We start from the raw sequence: 13232 nt of genomic DNA, 5'->3' as shown, positions 1-13232 counted from the left end.
TCGGCGACCGACCGGTATCTCGGCGCGCGGGCGGGCGAGCGTGCGAGCGTGCGGGTGCGACGGACCGGTATCTCGGCGCGCGGGAGGGGGAGAGGAAAGCCCCGACAGCGCACCGGCCGGATCAGGGCGCGTAGTCGGTGCCGTACTCCGCGACGTAGTCGTCCATCGTGTCGGTCCGGATCGCCTCGCCGAGCGCCGCCGTCTGCGCCTCGTCGACGAGGTTCACCGACGCCCCGTTCACGGTCCCGAACCCGGTGATCGGCACCATGAGGCTCACCACGTCGTCGCGGGTCAGCTCCCCGGCCAGCGGCACCAGGTCGACGAAGTCCTCGACGTCCAGGTCCCCGGTGACCTTGACGTTGTTGTACAGCAGCCCGACCAGCTCGGCGAGGAACACCGGGTCGTCCGCCTGCTCCGCGATCCGGTCCATCATCCCGATCACCGCGGCGCGCTGCCGCTCGGTCCGGTCCAGGTCACCCAGGGGCAGCCGCTTGCGCTCGCGCACGTAGATCAGACCGTCGGTGTTCTCCAGGGTGATTCGGCCCTCGGGGAAGTCCACGACCCGCCCGGTGGAGATCACCTCGACCGTCGAGTGGTGCTTGTTGTCCACCTCGAACCCCTCGAGGGCCCGCGTCAGGTTGATGAACCCGTTGAAGTTCGACTGCATCGCGTAGTCGAACTCGATCCCGCCGCCCAGCAGCTCCGCGGCGGTGTCCATCAGCGTCTGCGTCCCCCCGCGGGCGAACGCCGAGTTCATCTTCCCCTCGCCGATGCCCGGGATGTCCACCCACATGTCCCGCGTGAACGACACCAGGTACAGCGCCGACCGGTCGGCCGGCACGTGCATCAGCATCATCGTGTCGGCGTTGCCGGACAGCGACGCGTCGTCGCGCGAGTCCGTGCCGATCAGCATCACGTTGCGCGCGCCCTCGCCCAGCGGGTCCGACGCCTCCGGCGACGGTGACGGCGACGGCACCGCCTGCTTCTCGGCCGGTTCCGCCGACTCCGAGACCGTCGTGGTCGGCGCCGCCTCCGGCTCCGGCGTCGGCGAGCAGCCCGCGAGCAGCAGCACGCCGCCCAGGACCGCAGCGGTCAGTCGCGCCCCGAGGGTGCGGGTCATCGTGCAACGTCCTTCCCGTTCGACGGCGCGGCGCAGGCCGCCGCGTAGGCCGACCCGTAGCGTGCCACGAGCCGGGTCCAGGTCCTCTCGGCGGCCACCGCGCGACCGGCAGCGACCTGCGCGGCCCGCGCTCCGCCGTCGTGCAGCAGCCGCCCGACGGCGGACGCCCACGCCGCGTCGTCGTCCGGCGCGACCAGCAGCGCGGCCGGGGCCCCGCCGTCGACCGGCGAGCACACCTCGCGCAGCGCGGGCAGGTCGCTGGCGACGACCGGACGGCCGAGCGCCATCGCCTCCACCGGCTTCAGCGGCGTCACCAGCCGCGTCACGCGGTCCGGGCGGCGCGGCACCAGCACGACGTCGAGGGCCGCGAGATACGTGCGGGCCACGTCCCGCGGCACCCGCCCCGGCATGACCACCTGCTCGGCGATCCCCAGGTCGGCCGCGAGCCGCAGCAGCCCCGGCCGGGCCACGCCGTCACCCACCACGAGCGCCCCGACGTCGACGCCCTCGCCGCGCAGCCGCGCCACCGTGCGCAGGATCGTGTCGATGCCCTCGTAGCCCACCACCGAGGTCACCGTGCCGAGCAGCGGCCGCGCGGGCAGCCCCAGGCGCTCGCGGGCCTCGGCCGGGTCCGGGACGTCGGTGTCGAGGAGGGCCGCGTCGACGGCGTTCGGCACCACGGTGATCCGGTCGGCGGGCACGCCGCGGTCGGTCAGCTCGTCGGCCATGGTGGCGCTGAGGGTGACCACGTGGTCCGCGGCCCGGGCCAGCTCGGTCTCCTTGGCGCGGATCAGGGCGTACCGCTCGGAGCGGGTCGCGGCCTCGCGGGCCTCGGCGGTCGCGTGCGAGGCGGCCCACGTCTCCTCGGGCAGGCCACGCACCTCGTACACCCACGGCAGCCCGAGCGTGCGCGCCGCGTGGCGGGCCGCGGCACCGGTGGTCCACGGCGTGGTCGCGTGCACGACGTCGGGGCGCGCGTCCCGCACGGCGTCGACCAGCAGCGCGTCGGCGTCGGCGGCGCGTCGGGCGTGGTCGGCGGGCAGCGAGCGCGGGATCAGCCGGGTGTACGGCACGCCGTCGACGACGTCGGTGCCGCGGGCGGTCACCGCGCCGATGGTCAGCGGGTAGCCCGCGCGCGTGGTCGCGGTGACATGGTGCCCGGTGGCGTGCTGGGCGGTGAGGATCGCGTGCGTGCGCAGCGTGTAGCCGCTCTGCGTGTGCGGCAGCGAGTTGGTCAGGTGGTGGTGCACGGTGACCGGCGCGGCGGGCGCCTCGCCGGTGCCGCGCGGCGGCGTACCGGTGCCGCCCGCCGGGGTGCCGCCGTCGGACGGCGCGAGCGAGGCCACCTGACCCAGCAGCGACGCCCGCACCCGGCGTCCCGTGCGGCCGGTCGGTGTCGCCGCGCGGATCGCGGCCACGTCCCCGGCGGCCCACGCCGCACGCAACCGACCGGCCGGCCCCGACGTGCCGTCCCCGAGCAGACGTTCCACCCGCGGGACGACGACGGCGCTCGCCCGGGCGGGCAGCCGGCGGCTCGCCTGCAGCACCAGCCACGCCGGGTCGGTCGCCAGGGCGCCGAGGGCGAACGAGGCCGTGAACCGCAGGTTGCGGGCCAGCTCGGCCGCACGGCTCACCGCCGGGCCCCGGAGTCGCCGAGCAGCGTGTCGACGAGCTGGACGTAGTGCTCGCCGAGCACGTCGTCCTCGGCGTTCTCCGCCACCCACGCGGCCGCCGCGGGGGAGACCTCGGGCACGGAGCCGTCGGTCACCCACCCGCTCCACAGCTCGGCCAGGGCGGCGGCGTCCCCCGGGAGCACGACGCTGCCCGCCCCGTTCTTCGCGACGATGTCCGCGGCCTCACCGGCCACGCAGGCGGTGACCGGGCGCCCTGTGGCCATCACCTCGTACAGCTTCGAGGGCACCGTCCACTCCAGCGGCTCCCAGTCGCGCAGGGAGACGATCACCGTGTCCGCCCAGTCGTACAGCAGGTGCACCTCGGCGTGGCCGACCGGACCGCCCAGCCGCACCGGGGCGTCGAGCTGGTCGATCAGGCGCTCCAGCCCCGGCGACTCCGAACCGCTGCCGACGATCCGGACCTCCACGTCGCGGCCGCGGCGGCGCAGCTCGGCGGCGGCACGCACCACCATGTCGAGGTCCTGGGCGCGGCCGATCGTGCCGGCGTACACGGCGCGCAGCGGGCGGTGGTGCAGGGGGTGGTCGTCGGTCTCGGTCGCACCGGGCTCGGTGGCCTCGGGTTCGGTGGCGGTTCCCGCGGGCTCGGTCGCACCGGGCTCGGTTCCCGCGGGCTCGGCCGCGGCCGCCTGCTCGTCCGGGGCGACGCCGTCGGACAGCGACGTACCGTTGCGCACGACGGCGACGCGGCGTACTCCGCGGCCGCGCAGCACGTCGGCGAACGTCTCGGTGGTGGTGACCACCAAGTCGGCGCGCGCCTGCAGGCGTGTGACGGCACGGTGGACCAGCGTGCGGGCCGTGCCGAGCACGCGGCCCTTCATGGTCCGCTGGGACAGGAAGAGGCCGGCGGGCTCGATGAGGTCGGGCCAGGCGTCGCGCATCTCGACGACGAACCGGGCGCCCAGCAGCCGGGCCAGGGCCCAGGCGGCGAACATCGACGGGATGCCGGGCACGGTGCCCACCACGACGCCGGGACGGCGCTTCGCGTGGCCGAACACGCGCAACCCCAGGCGGACAGCGCTTGCCGCCGCCACGGCCTGATCCACCGACCGGGAACGCAGCCGGGGCGTGTGCTCCCGGAACCGGGTGCGCACCACGTGCTCACCGTGCCGACCACGGCTCACGGCGCCCGGCCGGTACTCGGCGGAGTCCTCGGTCAACCGGCCCGACGGGTAGTGCGGCGGCGGCGCCAGCACCGAGACCTCCACGCCGGCGTCGATCAGGCGCGGCGCCAGCGCGTCCCAACGGCGCTGCGGTGCGCAGCGCTCCGGGGTGTAGTGGTGCGTGACCAGGAGGAGATGGCGCCGCGCCGCCCTCGGCGTGGTGCTGCGCATGGGGACCTCTCGGTCGGGGTCTGGCGTCGGAGGCGTGTCACGACGGAGCACGCACTGGCATAGATGGTAAGGGCAACTGACCACCGTTTCGCCACGTTCTCTTCGCAAATCGGCGGAACGGTGCCCGCGACCAGGGCCTAAGATCACCCCCTGTGAGTTCTTCCCACGGCGACGGGCCCCTGGTGACCGGCATCCCCGACGACCCGCCCCCGCAGCGCCACGCCCGACGGCGACGTCGGCTCGGCACCACCGCCACCGCACTCATCGTGGTGGCGTGCCTGGTGGCCGTCCTCGGCGGAGCGGCATTCGGCGGCATCTGGTGGTTCCAGCAGCGTCTGGACGACAACGTCGAGAAGCTCGGCGACCCGTTCGCCGAGCTCACCGACCGCCCCGAGCCCGCGCAGTCGCCCACCTCCGAGGACGAGCTCACCGACCTGAACTTCCTGGTGCTGGGGTCGGACTCGCGGGGCTCCGGGGACGGCACCGCGTCGCTGACCGACACCGGGCAGCGCCCTGACGCGATCATGCTGGTGCACCTGCCGGCCGACCGGGAGTCCGCCGTCGTGGTCTCCATCCCGCGCGACTCGTGGGTGGAGGTCCCCGGGCACGGGCACGCCAAGATCAACGCCGCCTACGCGTACGGCGGGCCCAGCCTGATGATCCAGACCGTCGAGAACCTCACCGACGTGCACATCGACCACTTCGTGGTCACCGGGTTCGACCAGTTCGTCGGGCTCACCGACGCCCTGGACGGCGTGCGCATCCGCGTGCCGCAGGACATCGGCGACGGCGACGACGTGTTCTTCGAGGCCGGCGAGCACATGATGAGCGGCGAGGAGGCGCTGGCCTACACCCGGCAGCGCTACGGCCTGTCCAACGGCGACTTCGGCCGCGTGCAGCGTCAGCAGAACTGGATGCGCGCCATCCTCGGCAAGATCAACAACAACCGCCGCGACCCGATCATGATGACCAACTTCTTCGAGGAGGTCAGCAAGGCGGTCGCCACCGACGACGGGCTGGACATCACCCGGATGCGGGAGATCTTCGACGAGGCGCGCGAGATCTCCACCAACGACGTCGCCTTCATGACCGCTCCGTACGAGGGGACCGGCCGGTCCGCCGACGGGCAGTCGATCGTGGTGCTCGACGAGGACCCGTTCGGTCAGCTCATGACCGCCATCGCCGACGGCGAGGCGGCCGAGTTCCTCGAGGAGCACGGCGAGGAGCTGGAGCTGCTCCCCGCGACCGTCCAGTAACCCGGTCGGCCGCCCCGCCCGTCGTCGCGATGGGCGCGAACCCTCGTCGCGAGCGCGAACCCCGTCGTTGTGGGCGCACGTCGTGGCCCGTTTCGCCCCTTTTATCGGGCAAAACGGGCCACGACGTGCGCCCACAACGACGAGGGGGCGACGGCGTCGGTCAGGCCGCGGTGTCGAAGGCGACCTTGCCGTCGGCGAACGCCATGTTCTGCACCACGGTGCCGGGGTGACGGGCCTCGACCAGCCGCTGCACGTCGAGCGCGATGCGGGCGTCGGGGCGGATCTGCACCGACCCGGCCGGCAGCCCCTTCGACTCCAGCACGGACTCGATGCGGCTCTTCGCCAGGCCCAGCAGCTTGTGGGCGGGCAGCCCGCCGGCGGAGGCGTCCACGCTCAGCACGGCCACGCCGCCGTCGAACTCCTCGACCCGCAGCTTCGACCGGACGGCCGGGACCAGGCGGGTGGCCATCTTGAGCGGTCCGGGCAGGCTCTTGACGGACCGGGCGTCGGCGACGACGTCCAGGACGTCGCCCTGGCCACCGACCTCGGTGACGAAACGGGGGAGGGTCGACCCGCCGAGCAGGCCGAGCGTGTTCAGGGTGTCTGCAAGTGTCATTTCGGTGCGCACGGCGGCCAGGGTAATAGAGGGACGAACCGGACTGAACCCCGCTCCCGTCGGGGCGACGCCGGTGACCGGGCCCACCGCCGTCGTCGCCCGGGAATACCAACCGCCCTCGAAACGTTACGAGACGACGTATGAGTGCGACCTTCACCTCCCTGCAGTACCCGAACTACCGGCTGTGGTTCGGCGCTGCCCTGGTCGCCAACGTCGGCACCTGGATGCAACGCATCGCCCAGGACTGGCTCGTGCTCACCGTCCTGACCGACGACTCCGGCGTCGCGGTCGGCATCACCACCGCGCTGCAGTTCCTCCCGTTCCTGCTCATCGGACCCTGGACCGGGCTGCTCGCCGACCGCCTGCCGCGCCGCCGGCTGCTCATGGCGACCCAGGGGGCGATGGGCCTCCTCGCGCTCGGCCTCGGCGCTCTCGTCCTGTCCGGGAACGCCGAGCTGTGGCACGTCTACGCGTTCGCCCTCGGCCTCGGGTTCGCCACCGCGTTCGACAACCCGGTGCGCCAGACGTTCGTCGCCGAACTCGTCCCGCCCGAGCGCCTCGCCAACGCCGTCGGTCTCAACAGCGCCTCCTTCAACGCCGCACGCCTCGTCGGACCGGGCGTCGCCGGGCTGCTGATCGCCGCCGTCGGGCCCGGCTGGGTGTTCGTCGTCAACGGGCTGACGTTCGCCGCCACCATCGCCGCCGTCGCACTGATGAAGCCCGCCGCGATGTGGGCCAAGGACCGCGCACCCCGGGCCAAGGGACAGATCCGCGAGGGCCTGCGCTACGTGCGGGGACGCTCCGACATCGTCGTGATCATGGTCGTGATGGCCGTCGTGTCCACGTTCGGGCTCAACTTCCAGCTGACGTCCGCGATGATGGCGCGCGTCGAGTTCGGGCGCGGCGCGAGCGAGTTCGGGCTGCTCGGCTCGGTCCTCGCGATCGGGTCGCTCACCGGCGCCCTGCTCGCCGCCCGGCGCGAACGCCCGCGCGTCCGGCTCGTCATCGGGGCGGCGTTCGCGTTCGCCGTCGCCACCGCCGTCGGCGCGCTGATGCCGACCTACTGGGGCTACGTGCTCATGTGCATCCCCGTCGGGCTGGCGTCGCTGACCATGCTGACCGCCGCGAACTCCGCGATCCAGACGTCCGTCGACCCCGTCATGCGCGGGCGCGTCATGGCGCTGTACATGATGGTGCTGCTCGGCTCGACGCCGATCGGCTCGCCGATCGTCGGCTGGATCGGGGAGGCGATCGGGCCGCGGTGGGCGATCCTGGTCGGCTCGATCACGACGCTCCTCGTCGCCGTGGCCGCCACGCTCTGGGCCCGCCGCTCCTGGAACGTCACCGTGCGCTACTCGATCCGTCGACGGCCGCACCTCGAGGTGGTCTACCTCGACGGCCCCGCGCCGGAGCACGTCCGCGCGGCCTGACGTTCGCCGTCCGACGGTGCGGCACCGGACGATCGCCGTCCGACGCCCCGCCTCCGGTCAGGCGATCCGCTCGACGACGTGGTCAACGCACGCCGTCAGCGCCGCGACGTCGTCCGGCTCCACCGCCGGGAACATCCCCACCCGGATCTGGTTGCGCCCGAGCTTGCGGTACGGGAACACGTCCAGCACCCCGTGGTCGCGCAGGTGCCCGACGACGGCGCTCGCGTCGATCGAGTCGTCCAGGTCGACGGTGCCCACCACGGTGGAGCGCTCCGCCACCTCGGCGACGAACGGTGTCGCCCACTCGCGGGACTCGGCCCAGCCGTACAGGTGGGCGGCCGAGGCGGCGCAGCGGCCCGCCGACCACTCCAGGCCGCCGTTCTCCAGCAGCCACTCGACCTGGTCGGCGAGCATCACCAGCGTGGCCACGGCGGGCGTGTTCAGCGTCTGGTCCTTGCGGGAGTTGTCCAGCGCCGTCGTCAGCGACAGGAACTCCGGCACCCACCGGTCGCCGCCCGAGGCCTCGACCTCCTGCGCACGGGCCACCGCCGCCGGGGAGCACAGCGCCAGCCACAGACCGCCGTCGGACGCGAACGCCTTCTGCGGCCCGAAGTAGTACACGTCGGTCTCGGCCACGTCCACGGGCAGCGCGCCGGCACCCGACGTCGCGTCCGTCAGCACGAGCTGGTCGCCGGATCCCACGCGGCGCACCGGCGCCATCGCGCCCGTCGAGGTCTCGTTGTGGGGCGTCGCATAGACGTCCACGGCGTCCGACGGCGTCACGTACGCCACGCCGCCCGGTGCGGCGTCGACCACCTCCGGTTCCGCGAGGAACGGTGCCCGCCGCGTGGCCGCCGCGAACTTCGCGCCGAACTCGCCGAACGTCGCGTGCTGCGCCCGCTCCCGCACGAGAGACGCGGTCGCCACCTCCCAGAACGCCGTCGACCCGCCGTTGCCGAGCGCCACCTCGTACCCGTCCGGCAGCGCGAAGAGCTCCGCGAGGCCCGAACGCACCCGGCGGACGAGGTCCTTCACGGGCGCCTGGCGGTGCGAGGTCCCCAGCACCGGCCGGGCCGGCGCGCCCGCCGCGACCACGGCGTCGACCTGCGCCGGCCGCACCTTGGACGGACCGGAGCCGAACCGGCCGTCGGCGGGCAGCAGCGAGGCGGGGATCTGCAAGGACATGGCGGCTCCGGTCTCGACGAGGGCTCGACGCGGTGGCGTGCGCCTCGCGGCGCCCGGCACGGTGAGCAGGGTGTGTGCGAATAGACTAGGCCCGGGCCTCAAGACGGGAGTGGACGTGACGGACCTGATCGACACCACAGAGATGTACCTCAAGACGATCTACGAGCTCGGGGAGGAAGGCATCACGCCCCTGCGCGCTCGGATCGCGGAGCGTCTGGGGCACTCGGGACCCACGGTGTCGCAGACCGTCGCACGCATGGAGCGCGACGGGCTCGTCGTCGTCACCGGCGACCGCCACCTCGAGCTCACCGACGCCGGCCAGGAGAAGGCCGTGCGCGTCATGCGCAAGCACCGGCTCGCCGAGCGGCTGCTCACCGACGTCATCAAGCTCGACTGGGAGCACGTGCACAACGAGGCGTGCCGCTGGGAGCACGTCATGAGCGACCTCGTGGAGCGTCGGCTCGTGACCCTGCTCGACCACCCGCACCAGGACCCGTACGGCAACCCCATCCCGGGTCTGTCCGAGCTGGGCGAGCAGTACGAGGAGGTGCCGTTCCTCGACGGCGTCCAGTCGCTGCCGCTCTACCTGCAGTCCAGGGCCGACGACGACGCCCCGCTGGTGCTGCAGCGCATCGCCGAGCCCGTCCAGGTCGACGACGAGTTCCTGGCGCGCCTGCAGTCCGTCGGGCTCACGCCCGGCGCCAGCATCGCCGCCGAGCGGATCGGCGGGGCGTTCGTGGTGCGTGCCGAGGGCGGCGACGACGCGCTCGAGCTGCCCGAGGACCTCGCCAAGCACCTCTTCGTCGCGGCGCGCTGAGGCGCGGCCGGCGGGCCGCGCTCGCGGCACGCCGAGCGGGCGTGCGCTGGCGGGGCGGCGTGGCGTCGTGACCGGAGCGTGACATCCCTGCGGCGTTCGGGTACGGTCGGACTCGCTCACCGGATTGACTCCGGCGAGTACCGGGACGGACGCCGAACCCTGCCACCGCCCCGGTCACCACGGACGACCGTACGGCAGGGGCGGGGGACCCATTTCTGGGCATCGCAGCTCGATGTCCTCGGGGTGAAGCCGCACGGCCTCCGGGCCGCGTGGCCGGGTGATTCTCCCACCCGAACCCGACAGCTGACCTCGTAGGCGACCGGAGAGGTTGAACGTGACTGCTCGCACCACGCGTGGCAAGCACCGTGCCGCACGCCGCCCGATGATCGCAGCGCCGTCCGCTGCCGCGGGTCGCCGTGCCGCCGTCGTCGCCACCGCCGGTGGCCTGCTGGTCTCCACCATCGGTGGCGCCACGGCCGCACACGCCGCCCCGGTGGACTCCGACGCCGCGAAGAAGCTCAGCACCGTCGACCTGGGCGCGCTGACCGACCAGGCCCGCCAGGCCCTGGAGTCCGCTCCGGTCGTGACCGTCGACGCGAAGTCGGAGATCACGGTCGAGAAGGTCACCTCGAAGGTCGTCAAGAAGGCCGACATCAAGGCCGCTCCTGAGCCCGAGCCGGAGCCCGTGCGTGAGGTCGCACCGTCGCGCTCCGGCGAGCGCGAGGCGATCTCGACCTCCTCGGAGTCGAGCACCTCGTCCTCGACCGAGGCCACGACGGCGGTGCCGGACTCCGCGGTCGGCTCCTCGGTGATCTCCGTCGCGTCGCGCTACGTCGGTGTGCCGTACGTCTCCGGCGGCAGCAGCCCGTCCGGGTTCGACTGCTCCGGGTTCACCCAGTACGTCTTCGCCCAGGTCGGCATCTCGCTCCCGCGCGCCTCGTCCGCGCAGCGGTACGCCGGCACCGTGGTCTCGCGGTCGGCCGCCCAGCCGGGCGACCTGATCTGGTCCCCGGGTCACATCGCGATCTACGCCGGCGGCAACACGCAGATCGACGCGCCGCGCCCCGGCAAGACGATCCAGTTCCGCAGCATCTGGCAGTCCAACCCGACGTTCATCCGGGTCGGCTGAGAACTTCCGCAGAGGGCCCCTGGACGCTGACGGCGTCCAGGGGCCCTCTGGCGTCTCCGGGGCCGTTCGCGGGCGTACGGTCCGACGGGTGCCGTGGGGCGTTCTGAAGGCCCTCCCGCGGGCTCTCGTCGGCCCCGCGGGACACGCCGTGACCGGCGTCGTGATCGAAACGTGACATGGACGCCGCGATCGGATACGGTTCACTCGTTCGTTGGAGCATTCCATCGAATCTCGACCGGACGCCGAGTCCCGCCACCGGTCGAGGATCCGAGACCTTGGCGGGAGCGGGGGACCCACTTCCGGGCATCGGACACGATGTCCTCGGGGTGAAGTCTCGTGGCCCTCGGGCCGCGCGGCCGGGTGATTCTCCCACCCGAACCCGACAGCTGACTTCGTAGGCGGATGGAGAGGAAAGACGTGAACGCACGCACCACGACGCGAGGACGGCACCGCGCCGCTCGTCGTCCCCTGATGGCGGCACCGTCCGCCGCTGCGGGTCGCCGCGCCGCCGTCGTCGCGACCGCCGGTGGCCTGCTGGTGTCGACCATCGGTGGCGCCACGGCGGCACAGGCGGCTCCGGTCGAGTCGGACGCCGCGAAGAAGCTCAGCACCGTCGACCTCGGTGCGCTGACCGACCAGGCCCGTCAGGCCCTGGAGTCGGCTCCGGTCGTCACCGTGGACGCCAAGTCCGAGGTCACGGTCGAGAAGGTCACCTCGAAGGTCGTCAAGAAGGCCGGCATCAAGGCCGCGCCGGAACCCGAGCCGGAGCCCGTGCGCGAGGTCGCACCGTCCCGCTCGTCCGAGCGGACCTCGCTCGAGTCGACCTCGACGTCGTCCTCGTCCTCGTCGAGCTCCGAGTCCAGCTCGAGCAGCAGCTCCGCGAGCACCACGACCGCGACCTCCAGTGGTTCCTACTCGTCGGCGGTGTCCATCGCGGCCCGGTACATCGGCACCCCCTACGTCGTGGGCGGCTCCTCGCCGTCCGGCTTCGACTGCTCGGGCCTGGTGACCTACGTCTACGCCCAGCTCGGCGTCTCGCTGCCGCACTCGTCCAGCGCGATCCGCAACGCGTCGAACACCACGGTGATCTCGAGCTCCGAAGCGCAGCCGGGCGACCTCATCTGGTCCCCGGGGCACATCTCGATCTACATCGGCAACGGCCAGCAGATCGAAGCGACCCGCCCGGGTGGCTGGACCGTGCGTCAGGCCAGCCTCTGGCAGTCCAGCCCGACGTTCCTGCGCGTCACGGGCTGACCGCACCCGTTCGACCGAAGGCCCCGGCACTCCTCGCGAGTGCCGGGGCCTTCGTCGTCCCGCCGCTCGGTCGTCCCCCCGGCGCCCCGCACCGCCCCGCCCTGTCGCCCCGCCCGTGCCGCTGTGGGCGCACTCCGTGGCCTGAAATGACCGTTGAGAACGGTTCACCTGCCCAGGTGGTGCGCCCACAGCGGGAGACGGGCGCGAATCGGGCTGGACGGGCCGACCGCTTTGCTGCACCTTGCGGCTGCCTTTCGCTAGGCTTGAACCACGAAGCCAGTCGGACGTCGAGGTCCGGTCAGAACGGGAGGCGCGAGATGACACGTCCAGAGGTTGTCCTGGTAGGGGTGGACGGATCCGCGGCCAGCCTGCACGCCCTGGACTGGGCCGCTGCGTACGCCGAGCGGGTCGGATGGTCGCTGCACATCGTGTGCAGCTACTCGCTGCCGTCGTTCACCGCCGCCTCGCTCGACGGCGGGTACGCCGCCCTGGACGACACGGCGATCGCCGAGGGCGCCAAGGCGGTCCTGTCCGAGGCGCGGGCTCGTGTCGCCGGCTTCTCGGGGCGGGTCGAGGGGTCGGTCGTCACCGGCGACGCCGCCGGGGTGCTCGTGGAGCTGTCCACGGAGCACAGCCTCGCCGTGGTCGGCACCCGTGGCCGCGGCGGGTTCACCGAGCGGCTGCTCGGTACCGTGTCCTCGGCGCTTCCGGCGCACGCCCACTGTCCTACCGTCGTCGTGCCCTACCGGGAGGCTGCCGTGGATGCCGCCGATCCCGAACGACGGGACGGGGACCGGGTCCACGAGGTCCGCCGGATCGTCGTCGGCGTCGACGGATCGCCGTCGGCCGAGGTCGCTCTGCGCCACGCCGTCGAGCAGGCTCTCGCCTGGGACGCCGAGCTCGTCGCGGTCGCCGGCGTGCCCCTCGGCAGCGGGGCCGGGGTGCTCGCCTGGTTGCCGTCGCAGATCGACCACGAGCAGGTGCTCGAGGATGTCCGGGCGGGCCTGGACGTGATCGTCGACCGTGTCCAGGCGGAGAACCCGGGCCTGGAGATCAAGCGGCACGTGCTCGACGGTTCGGGTGCCGAGCTGCTGACCGAGTTCTCGGGGGCGTCGGACCTCGTGGTCGTGGGATCGCGGGGCCGCGGCGGGTTCCGCGGGCTGCTGCTGGGGTCGACCAGCCAGGCTGTGCTGCACCACTCGAAGTGCCCGGTGCTCGTGGTGACGCGCAAGTGCGACGAGGAGATGCAGGCCGAGTCGGCCGCCTGACCCGCTCGAGAGCTCACGGGCTGTGGGCGCACTTCTTGGCCCGAAATTACCGGTTTAGCCTGTTGTGGGACCTCAAGATGTGCGCCCACAACAGGGGAGGGTGTGCTGCGGCACGGTGGTGGTGGTTCGCCA

11 protein-coding genes and 2 riboswitches are annotated in these 13232 nt (G+C 72.9%); of the genes, 6 read left to right on the top strand and 5 right to left on the bottom strand.

Going from position 1 to position 13232, the window contains the following annotated elements; all coding sequences use genetic code 11:
- Positions 1 to 121 precede the first annotated feature (121 nt).
- Genes HDG68_RS01990 through HDG68_RS01980 form a run of 3 tightly spaced genes read right to left on the bottom strand, consistent with a single transcriptional unit; the run spans position 122 to position 4145 of the window.
- On the bottom strand, positions 122 to 1120 hold the full coding sequence (locus HDG68_RS01990; RefSeq protein ID WP_172148744.1) for an LCP family protein: 999 nt from the start codon (positions 1118 to 1120) through the stop codon (positions 122 to 124).
- A complete protein-coding gene (locus tag HDG68_RS01985; protein ID WP_172148742.1) occupies positions 1117 to 2754 on the bottom strand; it encodes a glycosyltransferase in 1638 nt (545 codons plus the stop codon). The genes HDG68_RS01990 and HDG68_RS01985 overlap by 4 nt, the downstream gene beginning before the upstream one ends.
- Positions 2751 to 4145, bottom strand: a complete 1395-nt coding sequence (locus HDG68_RS01980) for a glycosyltransferase family 4 protein (protein ID WP_172148741.1) — start codon at positions 4143 to 4145, stop codon at positions 2751 to 2753. Before HDG68_RS01980 ends, HDG68_RS01985 begins: the two co-directional genes overlap by 4 nt.
- Positions 4146 to 4297: 152 nt before the next feature.
- On the opposite strand from HDG68_RS01980, the gene HDG68_RS01975 reads away from it, so the two are divergent.
- Positions 4298 to 5401, top strand: coding sequence for an LCP family protein (locus HDG68_RS01975; protein WP_343037380.1), 1104 nt, complete (start codon positions 4298 to 4300; stop codon positions 5399 to 5401).
- A 160-nt stretch (positions 5402 to 5561) separates the two neighbouring features.
- On the opposite strand, the gene HDG68_RS01970 is transcribed toward HDG68_RS01975, so the two are convergent.
- Entirely contained in the window at positions 5562 to 6029 is a 468-nt protein-coding gene (locus HDG68_RS01970; protein ID WP_172148739.1) for a hypothetical protein, read from the bottom strand.
- A gap of 128 nt (positions 6030 to 6157) precedes the next feature.
- On the opposite strand from HDG68_RS01970, the gene HDG68_RS01965 reads away from it, so the two are divergent.
- Positions 6158 to 7447: an MFS transporter gene (locus tag HDG68_RS01965; RefSeq protein ID WP_172148737.1), complete on the top strand. Its 1290-nt coding sequence runs from the start codon at positions 6158 to 6160 to the stop codon at positions 7445 to 7447.
- Positions 7448 to 7504: 57 nt separating this feature from the next.
- Here HDG68_RS01965 and serC read toward each other — a convergent pair whose 3' ends face one another.
- Positions 7505 to 8632 carry a phosphoserine transaminase gene (gene serC / locus HDG68_RS01960; RefSeq protein ID WP_172148735.1) on the bottom strand — a complete coding sequence of 376 codons (1128 nt, stop codon included), beginning with the start codon at positions 8630 to 8632 and terminating at the stop codon, positions 7505 to 7507.
- Between the two features lie 115 nt (positions 8633 to 8747).
- Between serC and HDG68_RS01955 the strand changes: the two genes are divergently transcribed.
- The 4 genes from HDG68_RS01955 to HDG68_RS01940 all read left to right on the top strand — a co-directional run bounded on the left by HDG68_RS01955 (position 8748) and on the right by HDG68_RS01940 (position 13100).
- Positions 8748 to 9449, top strand: coding sequence for an iron-dependent transcriptional repressor DtxR (locus tag HDG68_RS01955; RefSeq protein WP_172148733.1), 702 nt, complete (start codon positions 8748 to 8750; stop codon positions 9447 to 9449).
- A gap of 174 nt (positions 9450 to 9623) precedes the next feature.
- Positions 9624 to 9781, top strand: a riboswitch (cyclic di-AMP (ydaO/yuaA leader).
- A gap of 2 nt (positions 9782 to 9783) precedes the next feature.
- Positions 9784 to 10578: a C40 family peptidase gene (locus tag HDG68_RS01950; protein ID WP_343037379.1), complete on the top strand. Its 795-nt coding sequence runs from the start codon at positions 9784 to 9786 to the stop codon at positions 10576 to 10578.
- A 230-nt stretch (positions 10579 to 10808) separates the two neighbouring features.
- Positions 10809 to 10993, top strand: a riboswitch (cyclic di-AMP (ydaO/yuaA leader).
- A gap of 2 nt (positions 10994 to 10995) precedes the next feature.
- Positions 10996 to 11832, top strand: coding sequence for a C40 family peptidase (locus HDG68_RS17295; protein ID WP_343037378.1), 837 nt, complete (start codon positions 10996 to 10998; stop codon positions 11830 to 11832).
- Between the two features lie 317 nt (positions 11833 to 12149).
- Positions 12150 to 13100 (top strand): universal stress protein, encoded by a 951-nt coding sequence (locus HDG68_RS01940; RefSeq protein WP_172148731.1) that lies wholly within the window; start codon positions 12150 to 12152, stop codon positions 13098 to 13100.
- The last annotated feature ends 132 nt before the right edge of the window (positions 13101 to 13232 follow it).

This window comes from Isoptericola chiayiensis (assembly GCF_013149805.1).
In the GTDB taxonomy this organism is placed as follows: Bacteria; Actinomycetota; Actinomycetes; order Actinomycetales; family Cellulomonadaceae; genus Isoptericola; species Isoptericola chiayiensis.
The sequence above is the reverse complement of the archived record's forward strand: the minus strand, read 5'-3'. Positions and strand labels throughout refer to the sequence as shown.

What these genes read in the sequence shown, in the direction of transcription:
- HDG68_RS01965 (WP_172148737.1), top strand. Translation starts at nt 6,158, where the DNA reads ATGAGTGCGACCTTCACCTCCCTGCAGTACCCGAACTACCGGCTGTGG.
- HDG68_RS01990 (WP_172148744.1), bottom strand. Translation starts at nt 1,120, where the DNA reads ATGACCCGCACCCTCGGGGCGCGACTGACCGCTGCGGTCCTGGGCGGC.
- serC (WP_172148735.1), bottom strand. Translation starts at nt 8,632, where the DNA reads ATGTCCTTGCAGATCCCCGCCTCGCTGCTGCCCGCCGACGGCCGGTTC.
- HDG68_RS01940 (WP_172148731.1), top strand. Translation starts at nt 12,150, where the DNA reads ATGACACGTCCAGAGGTTGTCCTGGTAGGGGTGGACGGATCCGCGGCC.
- HDG68_RS01980 (WP_172148741.1), bottom strand. Translation starts at nt 4,145, where the DNA reads ATGCGCAGCACCACGCCGAGGGCGGCGCGGCGCCATCTCCTCCTGGTC.